The following is a 15,079-nucleotide window of genomic DNA, read 5'->3' on the forward strand; positions in this document are numbered from 1 at the left end:
CCGATGCGCGCCAACGATCATCCGGCGATGCGCCGCTACATGAAGCGCATCATCCCGATCACGATTGCCTATATCGCCGCCATTGCGCTCGCCACCGCGCTGGTGCCCGACAACGCCCCGGCGAGCGCGCTGACCATCGGGCTGGCGCTGCTTCCCGGGATGGCTGCGCTGGGCTGGCTGTGGGCGATGGGGCGGCTGCTGATCGAGCTCGACGACGAATATCTGCGGATGCTCGAGGTGCGCAAGTTCCTCGTCGCCACCGGCGCCACGCTCGCCATCACCAGCGTGTGGGGTGTGCTCGAACTCTATTCGCCCGAGGTGCCCAAGCTGGGGGTGTTCTTCGTCTTCCCGATCTGGTGCATCGGGCTGGCACTGGGCCAGCTGGTCAATCGCTTCGGCTTTGGCGATCCGGGGCCCTGCTGATGAAGAACCGGCTGAAAGTGCTGCGCGCCGAGCGTGACTGGACCCAGGGCGACCTTGCCGACGCACTTGCGATCTCGCGTCAGAGCATCAACGCGATCGAGACCGGCAAATACGACCCCTCGCTGCCGCTGGCCTTCCGCATCGCCGACCTGTTCGAGCTGCCGATCGAGGCGATCTTCCTGCGCGATTGAGGGGCGCCAGTTATAGCCCTCGCGCGAGATCTGTGGGCCCACGCCTCTCCCCTCCTGCCTGCGGGAGGGGAGAGGCAGGTGCCAGACACCCCTCTGGCCTCTCCCGGTCGGGTCGGTTAAGGCGGCGGCATGAACCATCCCAGCACCAGCTTCCTCGACCGCGGCGAACGCCCGCGGCTCGTTTATCACCACCGCCGCGCCGCGCCTGACAAAGCCGCGCTGCCGACTTTGGTGTTCCTGCCCGGCTATGCCAGCGACATGACCGGCACCAAGGCGCTCGCGCTCGATGGCTGGGCGCAGGCCGAGGGGCTGGCGATGCTGCGTTTCGATTATGCCGGATGCGGATCGAGCGGCGGGGACTTCGAGAGCCAGTCGCTGGCCGACTGGCGCGATGATGTGCTGGCGCTGATCGACACCGTGGTCAGCGGCCCGGTGGTGCTGATCGGCTCCTCGATGGGCGGCTGGCTGGCGCTGCTGGTCGCGCTGGCACGGCCGGCGCGGGTGGCAGGGATCGTCGGCATCGCTGCGGCGCCCGATTTCACCATGTGGGGGTTCAGCCAGGAAGACAAGATGACCATCCTCACCGAGGGACGGCTTGAAAAACCCAGCGAATATGGCCCCGAGCCGATGCTGACCACGCGCACCTTCTGGCAGTCGGGCGAAGGCAACCGGGTGCTGATCGGCGAAATCGCCATCGATTGCCCGGTGCGGCTGATCCAGGGGCAGAACGACCCCGATGTGCCGTGGCAATATGCGCTGGAAACGCAGAAGCAATTGCGCAGCCAGGACGTGCAGCTGTTGCTGATCAAGGACGGCGACCACCGGCTGTCGCGCGATGGCGACATTGCGCTGCTGATCCAGACCGTGGGCAATCTGCTGGGCAGCCTTGCGGGCTGAGCCACTGGCAGGGCCTTATCCGGCAAACCCTTCGCCCTGCGGCCAGCCGGGGCCGCGATAGGCCAGCACCTTGAACAGCGCGCCCATCTGGTCGGGCGAGACCAGCCGGTCGAGCGCATCCATCAAAGCCTGCGCCTGCGATGGCTGGGTGCGGGCCAGCGTCGCTGCGCGCTCGCCGATGCCCAGCGCCATCAGCCAGTCGCCCTGCCCAACCGGCCCCAGGCAATCGACATCGCCCGCCAGCGCGATCTGCTTAAGTTGCGCGAAATCGACCAGAGCGGTGAGATCGGCGAGGCCCGGATCGGCAAACGGATCGACCTTCTGGTGCGCGCGCACCGCCTGCAGCGTGCTGCCGGTCTGCGGCGTGCTGTATCCGTAATCGATGAACAGCGCGGTGCCGCTCTGCGCCTTCAGCCGCACCGCGATCTCATAGGCCATGCCGCTGGCCGCCGGGCAAGTTTCCAGGATCGTCCCCAACGGGCTGTCGGCAAGCGCGGCAGGGACCGCGGTGTCCATCGGCCGCGCACCCGCCACGGGCAGGAACCGCTCGCCATTGTGCAGCACCACACGCTCGCGCCAGCCCTGCTCGGCGCGGACGATCTGGCGGACCGGAAGCGCATCGAGAAATTCGTTGGCGACGATCAGCAGCGGCCCTTCGCGCGGCACGCTGTCCAACCCGTCGTGCCAGGTCGCCTGCGGGATCAAAGTCTGCTGCGCCTGGCGCAACCGGCTGCTGCCCTCGATCAGATGCACCGCCGGGCGGAAACCGAAGCGTTCGGCCACGCGCAGCGCATCGCTTGCCAGCGTGCCGCGACCGGGGCCGAATTCGACATAATGGCACAGCGCAGGCTTGCCCGCGCGCTGCCACTGGTCGGCGAGCCACAGTCCGATCATCTCGCCGAACATCTGGCTGATCTCGGGCGCGGTGATGAAATCGCCCGCGCTGCCCAGCGGATCGGCGCGGTTGTAGTAATGCGCGTTGGCCTCGGCCATGTAGTGCGCGACGCTGATCGGCCCGGTCGCGCCGATCAGCCGCCGGAAGGTCGCCTCAAGACCGGTGTCTTCAGGGCCGATGTCCTCTCGCGCGTCCACGTCGTCACGCCGTAACGGGCAGCGGCTTGGCGACGCGGTTGCGCGAGCTGATCATCAGATACAGGCCGATAAGGATCATCGGCACGGTGAGCCACTGGCCCATGCTCATGCCCGTGCGCTCGGCAAATTCGATCAGATGCGCATCGGGATTGCGGAAATACTCGACGATGAAGCGGCTGGCGCCATAGCCTGCCAGGAACACGCCGCCCAGGAAGCCGGGGCGATGGCGCACATCGGTCTTCCAGAACAGCACCGCCAGGATGATCGCCAGCAGCGCGCCTTCGAGCCCGGCCTCGTAGAGCTGGCTGGGGTGGCGCGGCAGGCCTGACGGATCGGTGGGGAAGATCACCGCCCAGGGCACATCGGTAGGGCGGCCCCAGAGCTCTGCGTTGACGAAATTGGCGAGCCTGCCGAACAGCAGCCCGAACGGCACCACGCAAGCGACATAATCGCCGACGCGCAGATAGCTCAGGCCGTTGCGCCAGACGAGATAACCGATCGCGACCAGCACCCCGATCAGTCCGCCGTGGAACGACATGCCGCCCTCCCACACCTTGAACACCGCAAGCGGGGTTTCGAACAGATCGGGCCGGTAGAACAGGACATAGCCCAGGCGCCCGCCCAGGATGATACCCAGCGTCGAATAGAGCATCAGGTCATCGGCATGACGCTGCGCCATCGGCGCGCCGGGCTGCCGGAGCATGCGGCCCATGTACCAATAGCCCAGCAGGATGCCGAACAGATAGGCAAGGCTGTACCATTTGAGCTGGAACGATCCGATGCTCAGCGCGACCGGCGAGAGACCCAGCTCCTCAAAGCGGATCGGAGCGGACGTTACGGCAGCGGCAATGTTGGCGGCAAGCGCTGAAATTGGCAGGATCAAGGCTTTTCCCCACGGGTTTTACTGTCCATAAGGCCAGTAGGTTAGAAAACGCCATAAGGGCTGTGGGCCTGAAGCGAAAGAGGAGAGATTTTGATGGCAACCGAGCTGGACCAGATGATGGACGAGGCGATCCAGGCGCTGACCGGCGAAGGCGGCATGCTGCCTTTGACGCATTTCGAGAAGTACGGCCAGCAGCTGCCCATGATCGCGTCGGCCCCGCCCGCGCTGTCGCATTTCTTCGCCTATTTCTGCATGCAGCATGCCGACACCGAATTTCTGGTCGACGGCGACACCCGCCTGACCTTCGGCCAGAGCTATGCCGCCGCGCGCCATGTCGCCGCCGCGCTGATCGCGGGCCATGGCATCGCCAAGGGCGACCGCGTCGGCATTGCCGCGCGCAATTCGGCCAACTGGATCATCGCCTATATGGGCATCTTGATGGCCGGCGGCGTCGCGACGCTGCTCAACGGCTGGTGGCAGGGGCCCGAGCTGTGTGCCGGGATCACCGATGTCGGCTGCAAGCTCGTGCTCGCCGATGACCGCTGCGCCAAGCGGATCACCGAATGCGGCAATATCGGCGATGCCCGCGTCGTCGTCTTCGGCCATGACGGCCCGCCCGAAGCCGGCCTTGCATCGGTGCTGGCGGCCGGCGGGGATGCATCGACCGAACTGCCCGAACTGACCGGCGATGACCTTGCCACCATCCTGTTCACCTCGGGCTCGACCGGCCAGTCCAAGGGCGCCTTTTCCGACCATCGCGGCGTGGTCCAGGGAACCTTCAGCTATGTCGCGCAGACGCTGATGGCGCTCAACATCGTCACCCGCCAGGGCAAGCCTCCCGAAGGCCAGCCCGCCACGCTGCTCAACGTGCCGCTGTTCCACGTCACCGCCGAGGTGCCGGTGCTGCTGCAGAGCTTCGTCATCGGGCGCAAACTGGTCCTGATGCCCAAATGGGATGCCGAAGAAGCGATGCGGCTGATCGAGCGCGAGAAGATCAGCTATTTCGTCGGCGTGCCGCTGATGAGCTACGAGATCGCGCAGCACCCCAACCGCGACAAATACAACCTCAAGAGCTGCGTCACCTTTGCCGCAGGCGGCGCGCCGCGTCCGGTCGAGCACGTCAAGCGGATCAAGGAGACGATGGACTGGGCCTTCCCGATCCTGGGCTATGGCCTGACCGAAACCAACGGCATCGGCTGCGGCAACTTCAACGAGAACTACATGGCCAAGCCCGACAGCACCGGCCAGGCCTCGCGCCCGCTGGTCGATCTTGCGATCCTCGACGACACCGGCCATCCGCTGCCCACGGGTGAGGTCGGTGAGGTCTCGATCCGCTCGATCGCCAATTTCCTGGGCTATTGGGACAACCAGGCCGCGACCAATGCCGCGATCATGCCCGACGGCTATTTCCGCACCGGGGACCTGGGCTATCTGGATGCCGACGGCTATCTGTTCATCGTCGACCGCAAGAAGGACATCATCATCCGCGGCGGCGAGAACATCAGCTGTGTCGAGGTTGAGGCAGCAATCTATGCCCATCCCGACATCGCCGAGGCGAGCGTGTTCGGCATCCCCGACGAGCGGTTCGGCGAGATCGTCGGCGCGGTCTATGTCGTGCGCGATGGAGCGAGCCTGACCGATGCGCAGCTGACCGAGTTCCTCTCGAGCCAGCTGGCCGCGTTCAAGGTTCCCGCCAAGCTCTGGCAAACCGCCGATGCACTCCCCAGATTGGGAACGGCGAAGATCGACAAGGTCGGCCTGCGCAAGACGTACCAGGCCATGGCCAAGGCAGGAGCCAGCAGCTGACCCTATTTCCGCCCTTCCCCCGTTTACGCCAACGCCCATGCCTGTGACCACCGTCGCCAACCAGCGCGCGATCATCGATCGACGCGCGCTCGATGCAAGCATCTGCGCGCTTGCCGAAGAGCGTGGCGACAAGGCGCGGATGGATGTGGTGGGGCTGCTGCGCGATGCGCTGGCGGACGGGCGGGCGGAGATCGCCAGCCGGCTGGTGGCCAACCCCGCAGGCGGGCACGAATGCGCGGCGGCGCAGTCCTTCCTGATCGACCAGATCGTCCGGCTGATCCACGATTATGTCGTTCGCTATCAATATCCGGTCGCCAACCAGAGCATGGGTGAGCATTTCTGCATCGCGGCGGTGGGCGGCTATGGTCGCGGCGAGATGGCGCCGCACAGCGATGTCGACATCGCCTTCCTCACCCCGATGAAGAAGAACAGCTGGACCGAGCAGGCGATCGAGGCGGTGCTCTACATCCTTTGGGACCTGGGGCTCAAGGTCGGCCATTCGAGCCGCTCGATCGACGAGATGGTCCGCCAGGCCAAGGGCGACCTCACCATCCGCACCGCCTTGCTCGAAGGCCGCTATGTCTGGGGTGACCAGGATATCTATCGCGAGGCATCGGTGCGCTTCTGGAAGGAAGTCGTCACCGGCACCGCGCGCGATTTCGTCTCGCAGAAGCTGGAAGAGCGCGACGCCCGGCACAAGAAGATGGGCGACAGCCGCTATGTCGTCGAGCCCAATGTCAAGGACGGCAAGGGCGGCCTGCGCGATCTGCACACGCTCTACTGGATCGGCAAGTACATCCACCAGGTGCGCTCTGCCGCCGAGCTGGTCGATGCAGGGTTGCTCACCATGACCGAGTTCCGCGGCTTCCGCCGCTCGGCCAACTTCCTGTGGGCGGTGCGCTGCCATCTGCACGACATCACCGGGCGCGCCGAGGACCGGCTGACCTTCGACCTGCAGCGCGAGGTGGCTGCCCGCATGCGCTTTGCCGACCGGCCGGGCAAGTCGGCGGTCGAGCGGTTCATGCAGTATTTCTTCCTCAACGCCAAACGCGTCGGCGACCTCACCGGCGTGTTCCTTGCGCAGCTCGACGACCAGTTCGCCGCGCGTGACCGGCGCTTCATTCCTGCGATCCTGCGCCGCCGACCGCGCAAGCTTTCGGGCTTCATCCTCGATCGCGGGCGGCTGGCGCTGCCCCGCCCCGATTTCTACCGCGAGGACCCGGTGCGGCTGATCGAGATCTTCCAGCTGGCCGACAAGCACAAGGTCGAGATCCACCCCAGCGCGATGCGCCAGGCGAGCATGGACGCAGGCCTGATCGACAAGCACGTGCGTGCCGATCCGCGCGCCAATGCGCTGTTCATGGATGTGCTGTGCAGCCCGCGCGATCCCGAACTGGTGCTGCGCTGGATGAACGAGGCGATGGTGTTCGGCCGCTTCGTTCCCGATTTCGGCCGCGTCGTCGCGCAGATGCAGTTCGACATGTACCACCATTATACGGTGGACGAGCATTCGATCCGTGCGATCGGCCTGCTCGCGCGGATCGAATCGGGCGAGCTCAAGGACGATCATCCGCTCGCCTATGACGTGATGCAGAAACTGATCAGTCGGCGGGTGCTGTTCGTCGCCACGCTGCTGCACGATATCGCCAAGGGCCGCCGCGGCGACCACAGCGTGCTGGGTGCCGACGTGGCGATGAAGCTGTGCCCGCGGCTTGGCCTTACCGAGGCGGAGACCGAGCAAGTCGCCTGGCTGGTGCGCTATCACCTCTTGATGTCGGCCACCGCCTTCAAGCGCGACCTCACCGATTACAAGACCATCGCCGATTTCGCCGCGATGGTGCAGAGCCCCGAACGGTTGAAGCTGCTGCTGGTACTGACCGTGGTCGATATCCGCGCGGTGGGCCCGGGCATCTGGAACAGCTGGAAGCGCCAGCTGCTGGGCAATCTGTTCGAATCGACCGAAGAGCTGCTGCGGCTGGGCCACAAGCAGCATGGGCGGCGCGAGCGGGTGCTGGCCAAGCAGGACGCGGTGCGCAGCATGGCGGGGATCGACGAGGGCCGATTCACCCAGATCGCGCGCAAGCTGGACGACGCCTATTGGATCGCCGAGCCCGAGGACATCATCGTCCAGAACATGCGGCTGATCGACGAGCACGACACCGAGCCGCTGACGGTCACGGCCGAATTCTACCCCGCGCGTGGCGCAACCTTGGTGACGGTGAGCGCCGCCGACCATCCCGGATTGTTCTATCGCATCGCCGGCGGCATCCATCTGGCGGGCGGCAACATCATCGACGCGCGCATCCACACCCGGCGCGACGGCATGGCGCTGGACAATTTCCTGGTGCAGGACCCGCTGGGCCGGCCGTTCATGGAAGAAAGCCAGATCACCCGGCTCAAGAACGCGATCGCCGATGCGCTGGCCAACCGGGTCGCGCTGACGCCGCGGCTGATCGCCCGGCCCACCGCGCGCCCGCGCACCGAGGCGTTCAATATCGCACCCGTGGTGCTGGTCGACAACAAGGCCTCCAACCGGTTCACGGTGATCGAGGTCAACGCGCTCGATCGGCCCGCTCTGCTCAACCGGCTGGCGTTCGCGCTGTTCGACCTCAAGTGCATCGTCCACTCGGCGCATGTCGCGACCTATGGCGAGCGCGCGGTCGATACCTTCTACGTCACCGATCTGCTGGGCGACAAGATCGACAGCAAGTCACGGCTGAAGACGCTGGAAAAGCGGCTGCTGGCCGCGGCATCCGAACAGGTGCCACAGGCGGTCGCCGCATGACTTTTCGGGCCTAGATCTTGCCGGTGAGAATGGCCCAGCCGGCCAGCGCGTTCATTCCGGTATAGACCAGATACGAGGGCAGCGCGATCGTGTAGCCCAGCGCGGCAAAGCTCAGCGCCGAGAGCAGGATTAAGAATTCGAGCAGATAGCTGCCATAGCCGCCCATGAACCGGCCGAACGCCGCGCGCATCTGCAGTGCCATCGGATGGTCCGATTCCATCGTCGCCTTGTGCAGCGCGAAATTGGCGATGCCACACAGGAAGATGATGAAGGTTGGCATAACGCCTTGTTAGCCAGCTTTTGGGAGGCTGCCAATTGTCGTAATGGCCGCGCCACATCCTGTCGCCGCTGCCGTCTTTGCGGTAAGCACGCACAGCGAGGACATCATCCCACCAGCCGGATGATCTCCGCGCTGGGCTTTTCCGCCAGCCGATAGACCGGCATCTCGCCGACGCCCTTGAGGGTCAGCATCTGCGGCAGCTCGAAATGCCGGTCGCCGCGGCCGCGCATCCAGGTGGTTTCGGAAACCGCGATGCCGTCCGGGTTGGCGGCGCCTTCGATCCGGCTGGCGATGTTCATCGTCTCACCCCAGTAATCATAGGCCATGCGCGTCTCGCCGATCACCCCGCCGACCACGGGGCCTGTGTGGATGCCGACCCGGATGTGCAGATCGATACCGGTGGCCGCGCGCAACTCTGGCAGCCCCGCGATCACCGCCTCGCCGAAGCGGATCGCGGCATCGGCGCTGTTGTGCGACGGGTTGTTGCCGCCGCTGATCGCGAGATACGCATCGCCGATGGTCTTGACCTTCTCCACCCCGGTATCGGCGGCGCATTTGTCCGCGAGCAGGAAGAAGCCGTTGAGCAGATCGACCAGATGCCCCGGCGAGATGCGCCGCGACAGATCGGAAAAGCCGCAGATGTCGATGAACACCACCGAGACATCGGGATAGCTGTCGGCGACCACCTGCCCCGCCTTCAGCCGCGCCGCGACCGCAGGCGGCAGCACGTTGAACAGCAGTTCCTCGGTCTTGGCGCGCTCGGCCTCCAATGCGTCGGAGAGCAGGAAGGTCTGCCGGTGTGCCTGCCCCACCGACCAGTTGAGCAGCACCATCACCGCCGCGCTGGTGCCATAGGCGAGCGTTGCATAGATGAACGGGATCATGTCTGCCTCGGTCACCAGCATGATGCCGAAATAGACCACGGCATGGCAGCCGAGCCAGGCGGCGAACCAGCGCACCTGCCCGGCAAAGGCAATGGCGGCAAAGGCCATCACGATCAGCCCGTTGATCGCGATCGAGGCGTGCAACTGCACCTGCGCGCGCTGCATCTCCTCGAACAGCAGCGCGTTTTCCGCCATGATCAGGAAGGCAACGCCAAGCAGGCTGGCAAAATCGATCATCGGGCGGCTGGCATAGCCGCGCCATGCGGTCGCGGCGGCATAGCCTGCCAGGATCACCAGCGCGGGCACCAGCATCAATGTGAAGCGCAGCTCGTCCTGGCGGCTGAAATATAGCGGATTGACCAGCGCATAGCCGACCAGCATCGCAGCGAGAAAGCCCGCAAACAGCCGCATGTGCACCACGCGCGCAGTACGCTCGCCGGTGACGAAGCGATGTTCGAGCGCCGCATCGAGGAAACGTCCGCTCAACGTGTGTGCCATATCGGGCGCGGTCTGGTCCTGCTGCATCATGCCCCCTCATAGGACGGTTCGGCCATCCGCATAGCGCAATAACACGGGAGAATTGACAAACCGGTAACGGCGTCCCAGCCCTTGGGGCAAAGACCACAAGAGGATGCCCGATGACCGACTTCGACGACTGGCGCGCGCGCTCGCCCTTTTACGACGAAAGCCACGAGGCGCTGGCGCAATCGGTGCGCCGCTTTGTCGAGCGCGAGATCGCGCCGCATATCGACCAGTGGGAGGCCGACGGCGAGCTGCCGCGCGACCTGCATCGCAAGGCCGCCGAAGCCGGTATCCTGGGTCTGCGCTACCCGGAAGCCTATGGCGGCCACAGCGAGGGCTTCGACATCTTCCACTCGATGACCCAGACCGAGGAGCTGGCCGCGGTGGGTGCGGGCGGATTGACCGCATCTCTGATGACCCATGGCATCGGCCTGCCCCCGGTGCTGGCGCTGGGCAGCGAGGAGCTCAAGCAGCGGATCGCGCCGCCGGTGCTGGCGGGCGAGAAGATCATTGCGCTCGGCATCACCGAGCCTTCGGGAGGATCCGACGTCGCCAACCTCAAGACCCGCGCCGAACGGGTGGGCGACCATTACGTCGTCAACGGCTCGAAGATGTTCATCACCTCCGGCATGCGCGCCGACTGGCTGACCTGCGCGGTGCGCACCGGGGCCGCGGGCGCGGGCGGCATATCGCTGCTGCTGATCGACATGACCGCGCCCGGCGTCACCCGTACCCGGCTCGACAAGATGGGCTGGCGCTGTTCGGACACTGCGGCGATCTATCTGCAGGACGTGCACGTGCCTGCCGAGAACCTGATCGGCCCAGAGAACGGCGGCTTCATCGGCATCATGCGCAATTTCAACAGCGAGCGACTGGGCATGGCGATGGGCTGCTGCGCCTATGCGCGGGTGTGCCTCAAGGAAGCGGTGGAATGGGCGCAGACCCGCGAAACCTTCGGCAAGGCGCTGGTCAAGCACCAGTCGATCCGCATCAAGCTTGCCGACATGGCGCGCCGCATCGCCGCCACCCAGGCGTGGGTCGATCAGTGCGCGTGGGCGGTGGAAAATGGCCGCGACCAACCGGCGGATTTCGCGATGCTCAAAGTGCAGGCGACGCAGATGCTCGAGATCGTCGCGCGCGAGGCGGCACAGGTGCTGGGCGGGGCGAGCTACATCACCGGATCGAAAGTCGAGCGCATCTACCGCGAGGTCCGCGTCAACGCGATCGGCGGCGGATCGGAAGAGATCATGCTCGATCTGGCGGGAAGGCAGCTGTTCGGCGGCAAATGATCCGGAATGGATGGTGCTTCGCCTTCAGTCGCTCCGATTTGGTCCCGCTTGAACTGGCGCAGGGCATGAGAACCAAGGCCTAATACTTCCTGAAACCCGGGGAGAGCCGCCATGCGTCTGTTGCAAGAAGAACAGTATATCTCGCGCATCTATTATGAATCGATGCGCGACAATTTCGAAGGCTATGCCTGGAAAGCAGAAGACGCCGAAATTGCAGACGGAGCAGACTTGAGCGAAAGCAACGCTATGAAACGGGCGATGCTGGCGGACCTGAAAACCGAGTTTGCCGCGCTCGATCCACTGCAGGGGAACAACCCGACGCTCGGGCAGCTGTTCAAGATCGAGCTGGCGCTAGTCTGGCTGGTGCCCAAGACCGCGCTGCAAGCGCGGTTCTGGACGATCGAAGACCGGTTCCGGCGGGTCGTGCCGACCAGCGTCATCGCCTCCTACGAGGCAAGCTTTGCTCCCGGATGGATCGATGCGCTGCCGGACGAAGTGCTGCGCCAGCGCGCGCGCAATCTGCTCGATGTGATCCACGCCAATTACCTGATCAACTTGGCGCGCGAAAACTCGATCCGCCGCTTGATGGTCATTGTGGGGGCATCGGCGGTTCTGGTCATGCTGCTGGGCACCATTTTCATTTCGTTGGAAGCCGAGATGGCGCAGCACGGGCTGGTTGCGATCATCGCGGCCGGCATGCTCGGCGCGATGATCTCTATTCTCCAGCGGTTGCAAAAGGCGACATCGCGCGATGCGATGGTCGAGGATGGCATTTTCGAGCTTATCGGTCTCAGGATCGGTTGGGTCAGCGTGCTGAGCTCCATCGGCATCGGCGGAGTGTTCGCACTGTTCCTGTATATCCTGGCCGCCGCCAATCTGCTGGAGGCGCTTTTGCCCGATTTCAGCGCGCCCGATACGCCCACCGGCCCCGGTGGCGGCAACGCGTTGGCGGCGGAAAGAAATCCAGCAAGCGACTCCATCGGCAGCGCGAGCGATCAGACAGCCAATGGCGTAGTGGATAGCGGCTCCGATGCCTCGTCGGCGGAGGGTGCCCCCGACTCCCAACCCGCAGCGCCCGGAGACCCTGCGCCCGCTGGCGAAGCCAGCCTCGCTCCGCAAATCGAGAAGGCAGGAAACACGCCGACTGCAGCCGACGTTTGCAAGGATGCGAAGGACGCCTGTCGCACCTGGGTCGAGCGGGTGACCCGATCGCTCGGGATGCACGACACGGCGCAGTTCTACAAGATGGTGGCGCTTGCCTTTGTTTCAGGATTTGCCGAGCGTTTCGTCCCTGACATCATCAACAAGCTAGCCAAGCAGAACCCGGCCGCCGAGACAGGCCCGGCGAGCCTCGCAGCATCTCCCGGAAACGCAAAAAGCGACAACACCGCCGCCACAGGATGATCTGACTCACAGCAAGGAGGACTCCCTGAAATTACAGGACAATGCTATCAGGCGAGTCGCCTGCATGTCCCTCCATGTTTCGGGAGCCTGTCCATGCCCAGTTTCACGTTTCGCAAAGCCGCGCTGTGTCTTTCTGCAGCCACCATCGCCGCGCTGGTCGCGAGCCCGGTCAGCAGCCAGCAGGCGGCCAGTCCCATTGCCCGCTATGATATGGATGTCGGCACCGTCACCGGGCTCGCCGCGATGGGCAGCGGCATGGGGGCTGGCCTGTCGATGATGTTCGGCGGCGGCGGCAACAAGCAGATGCACGAGCTGATCCTGCGGCTCGGGTCTTCCCGCGCCCCTGCTGCGGGCGCACCCAAGGCGGATCACTTCATGCCGCCCGTCGCCAGGCTTGGCGCATCGGTGCCGCTGCTCAGCCCCAAGCCCGGCACCCGCACCGACGATGTTCCGCAAGATCTCCCCAAGGATTTCCAGCGTCCCAAGGGGCGGCTGCTGATCTACTGGGGCTGCGGCGCTAAGGCAGGACCGGGCCAGCCGGTGGTGATCGATTTCGCCAGGCTGTCCGCAGGCCAGGTGCCGCCCGACCTGTTCGCAGGCGCGATGCCGATTGATCGGTCGGTCAGCCCGGGCAATTCGAAGACCTTTGGCGAATGGCCCAATGCCGACACGCGCAAGCTGGTGAGCGCGGACAGCTCGCTGCTGGGCGAACACCGCATCGCGGGCAATTATGCGCCCGAGATCAAGTTCGCGCTGGCGCAGGACTTCATGCCCGCGATCACCGGCAAGGCCAGCCCGATCGCGGGCGGGGCGACCCAGATCAGCTGGAACTCGGTCACCAGCGCGACCGGCTATTACGCCTGGGTGATGAGCGCCAAGGCCAACAACAAGGGCGAGTTCCAGGACATGGTGTGGTGGTCGTCCTCGGCCTCGCGGCAGTTCGGCGGGGCCTTGTGGGACTGGATCGCCCCGGCGCAGGTGGCAAAGCTCATCCAGCAGCAGGTGGTGATGCCGCCATCGCAGACCAATTGCACCGTACCGGCCGAGGTCACCGCAGCAGGCGGAGATTTCGCGCTGGGCAATCTCTATGCCTATGGCCCGGAAGCGAACTTTGCCTATCCGCCGCGTCCAGCCAATGCCAAAACGCCGTGGAAGCCCGAATGGACCGCGCGGGTGCGCTATCGCTCCAACTCGACCTGGCTGCTCAACGGCCCGGACATGGATGCGATGATGCGCGGCGGCGAGGAAGCCGAGCAGCCGCGCAAGAAGAAGAAATGCAAGGGCGGGCTGGGCGGCCTGCTCGGCGCGGTCACCGGGGATGGCTGCTGACCGATTGGCGCGGCTCTTTGTTCGTGCTATGTTCCACCTGCAGCCGATTCGGAACAAGGGGATGAACGATGAGCAGCCTGATTTTCTATACCAACCCATGGTCGCGCGGACAGATCGCGCGGTGGATGCTTGAGGAAGCAGGGGCGGCGTACGAGCAGCACATCGTCGAATACGGGCCTCAGATGAAGGGTGCGGCGTATCGCGCCATCAACCCGATGGGCAAGGTTCCCGCGATCGTCCATAATGGCAAGGTCGTCACCGAGTGTGCCGCGATCTGTGCGTATCTGGCAGAGGCCTTTTCCGAAGCAGGGCTCGCCCCGCTGCCGGACGAACGCGCCGATTATTATCGCTGGATGTTCTTTGGCGCCGGTCCGCTCGAACAGGCGATCATCAACCATTCGATGGGCTGGGAAAGTCCCGAGGACAAGCAGGCGATGCTGGGTTACGGCACCTATCAGCTGGCGGCGGACACGCTGGCAGACTGGCTGGAAGACCGCGATTACATCTGCGGCGAGCGCTTCACCGCGGCGGATGTCTATGTCGGGGCGCAGGTCGACTGGGGCCAGGCCTTTGGCACGCTGCCTGCTCTGCCTGCGTTTGCCGCTTATGCCGACCGGCTGCGGGCCCGCCCGGCCTATCAGCGCGCCAAGGCGGTCGACAATGCGCTGATCGAGGCGGCCAAGGCGGCCGTGAGCGAAGGCGCTTCGGCATGAGCCGCGCGGAAGGCGGATGCCATTGCGGCGCTGTGCGCTTTGCGGTCGATAGCGCGGGCGACACCGAGCCATCGCCCCGCACCGCCCTGTGCCATTGCGCGGATTGCCGCCGCTGCGCGGGCGCGCCTGCGGTCGGATGGACTGCGGTGGCCAGCTCGACCTTTACGGTGTTGCAGGGCACGCCTGCGGCCTACCGGTCGTCCGAGCTTGCCGAGCGTAGCTTCTGCCCACAGTGCGGCACCGGCCTGTTCTATATCAACGAAACCGTGCTGCCCGGGCTGGTCGACATCCAGACCGCGACATTCGATGACCCGGAAGCTTTTCCGGCGATGGCGCACATCCAGATGGCGGACGCGATCGGCTGGATGAAGACTGCGCACGACCTTCCGAAGTTCGATCGGTTCCCGGAATTTTAGCGACGGCTATTTACCTTCAATCCGGGGCAATGATCGAACTAAAACGCGCAGACTGTGCACTATCGGCATGCGCAACCGCGCACGCCTGAGCCAACCGGATGTTGCCTTCGGGCGACGCCGTCTGACAGAACGCTCTATCGACTTGTAATCGATCGCACTGTGGCT

The 15,079-nt window shown here is 65.0% G+C and carries 14 protein-coding genes; 10 read left to right on the plus strand and 4 right to left on the minus strand.

The features are described 5' to 3' along the window. The first annotated feature begins 3 nt into the window (after positions 1 to 3). The 3 genes from BSY18_RS14035 to BSY18_RS14045 all read left to right on the plus strand — a co-directional run bounded on the left by BSY18_RS14035 (position 4) and on the right by BSY18_RS14045 (position 1,511). Entirely contained in the window at positions 4 to 423 is a 420-nt protein-coding gene (locus tag BSY18_RS14035; protein WP_054135702.1) for a hypothetical protein, read from the plus strand. Beyond that, positions 423 to 614, plus strand: coding sequence for a helix-turn-helix transcriptional regulator (locus BSY18_RS14040; RefSeq protein ID WP_054135703.1), 192 nt, complete (start codon positions 423 to 425; stop codon positions 612 to 614). The genes BSY18_RS14035 and BSY18_RS14040 overlap by 1 nt, the downstream gene beginning before the upstream one ends. A gap of 129 nt (positions 615 to 743) precedes the next feature. Continuing rightward, positions 744 to 1,511, plus strand: coding sequence for an alpha/beta hydrolase (locus tag BSY18_RS14045; protein ID WP_069050931.1), 768 nt, complete (start codon positions 744 to 746; stop codon positions 1,509 to 1,511). A 15-nt stretch (positions 1,512 to 1,526) separates the two neighbouring features. On the opposite strand, the gene BSY18_RS14050 is transcribed toward BSY18_RS14045, so the two are convergent. Together BSY18_RS14050 and lgt are read right to left on the minus strand one after the other, a co-directional pair. Then, on the minus strand, positions 1,527 to 2,603 hold the full coding sequence (locus BSY18_RS14050) for a class I SAM-dependent methyltransferase (protein ID WP_069050932.1): 1,077 nt from the start codon (positions 2,601 to 2,603) through the stop codon (positions 1,527 to 1,529). Between the two features lie 4 nt (positions 2,604 to 2,607). Continuing rightward, positions 2,608 to 3,486 (minus strand): prolipoprotein diacylglyceryl transferase, encoded by an 879-nt coding sequence (gene lgt / locus BSY18_RS14055; RefSeq protein WP_083231464.1) that lies wholly within the window; start codon positions 3,484 to 3,486, stop codon positions 2,608 to 2,610. Between the two features lie 93 nt (positions 3,487 to 3,579). Here lgt and BSY18_RS14060 point away from each other — a divergent pair, with 93 nt between their 5' ends. Continuing rightward, positions 3,580 to 5,292, plus strand: a complete 1,713-nt coding sequence (locus BSY18_RS14060) for a class I adenylate-forming enzyme family protein (protein WP_054135706.1) — start codon at positions 3,580 to 3,582, stop codon at positions 5,290 to 5,292. A gap of 37 nt (positions 5,293 to 5,329) precedes the next feature. Next, positions 5,330 to 8,077, plus strand: coding sequence for a [protein-PII] uridylyltransferase (locus BSY18_RS14065; protein ID WP_054135707.1), 2,748 nt, complete (start codon positions 5,330 to 5,332; stop codon positions 8,075 to 8,077). A 10-nt stretch (positions 8,078 to 8,087) separates the two neighbouring features. On the opposite strand, the gene BSY18_RS14070 is transcribed toward BSY18_RS14065, so the two are convergent. Together BSY18_RS14070 and BSY18_RS14075 are read right to left on the minus strand one after the other, a co-directional pair. Next, complete coding sequence (locus BSY18_RS14070; protein WP_054135708.1) at positions 8,088 to 8,357, minus strand: hypothetical protein; 270 nt, start codon at positions 8,355 to 8,357, stop codon at positions 8,088 to 8,090. A gap of 104 nt (positions 8,358 to 8,461) precedes the next feature. Then, positions 8,462 to 9,769 (minus strand): adenylate/guanylate cyclase domain-containing protein, encoded by a 1,308-nt coding sequence (locus BSY18_RS14075; RefSeq protein WP_069050933.1) that lies wholly within the window; start codon positions 9,767 to 9,769, stop codon positions 8,462 to 8,464. A gap of 110 nt (positions 9,770 to 9,879) precedes the next feature. On the opposite strand from BSY18_RS14075, the gene BSY18_RS14080 reads away from it, so the two are divergent. The 5 genes from BSY18_RS14080 to BSY18_RS14100 all read left to right on the plus strand — a co-directional run bounded on the left by BSY18_RS14080 (position 9,880) and on the right by BSY18_RS14100 (position 14,914). Next, positions 9,880 to 11,052 (plus strand): acyl-CoA dehydrogenase family protein, encoded by a 1,173-nt coding sequence (locus tag BSY18_RS14080; protein ID WP_069050934.1) that lies wholly within the window; start codon positions 9,880 to 9,882, stop codon positions 11,050 to 11,052. 111 nt (positions 11,053 to 11,163) lie between these two features. After that, on the plus strand, positions 11,164 to 12,456 hold the full coding sequence (locus BSY18_RS14085; protein ID WP_069050935.1) for a hypothetical protein: 1,293 nt from the start codon (positions 11,164 to 11,166) through the stop codon (positions 12,454 to 12,456). A 93-nt stretch (positions 12,457 to 12,549) separates the two neighbouring features. Then, positions 12,550 to 13,785 carry a hypothetical protein gene (locus BSY18_RS14090; RefSeq protein ID WP_069050936.1) on the plus strand — a complete coding sequence of 412 codons (1,236 nt, stop codon included), beginning with the start codon at positions 12,550 to 12,552 and terminating at the stop codon, positions 13,783 to 13,785. Between the two features lie 68 nt (positions 13,786 to 13,853). Continuing rightward, complete coding sequence (locus BSY18_RS14095; protein WP_069050937.1) at positions 13,854 to 14,498, plus strand: glutathione S-transferase family protein; 645 nt, start codon at positions 13,854 to 13,856, stop codon at positions 14,496 to 14,498. After that, on the plus strand, positions 14,495 to 14,914 hold the full coding sequence (locus BSY18_RS14100; RefSeq protein WP_069050938.1) for a GFA family protein: 420 nt from the start codon (positions 14,495 to 14,497) through the stop codon (positions 14,912 to 14,914). The genes BSY18_RS14095 and BSY18_RS14100 overlap by 4 nt, the downstream gene beginning before the upstream one ends. Positions 14,915 to 15,079: the final 165 nt, after the last annotated feature.

The sequence above is a fragment of the Blastomonas sp. RAC04 genome, assembly GCF_001713435.1.
GTDB lineage: Bacteria > Pseudomonadota > Alphaproteobacteria > Sphingomonadales > Sphingomonadaceae > Blastomonas > Blastomonas fulva.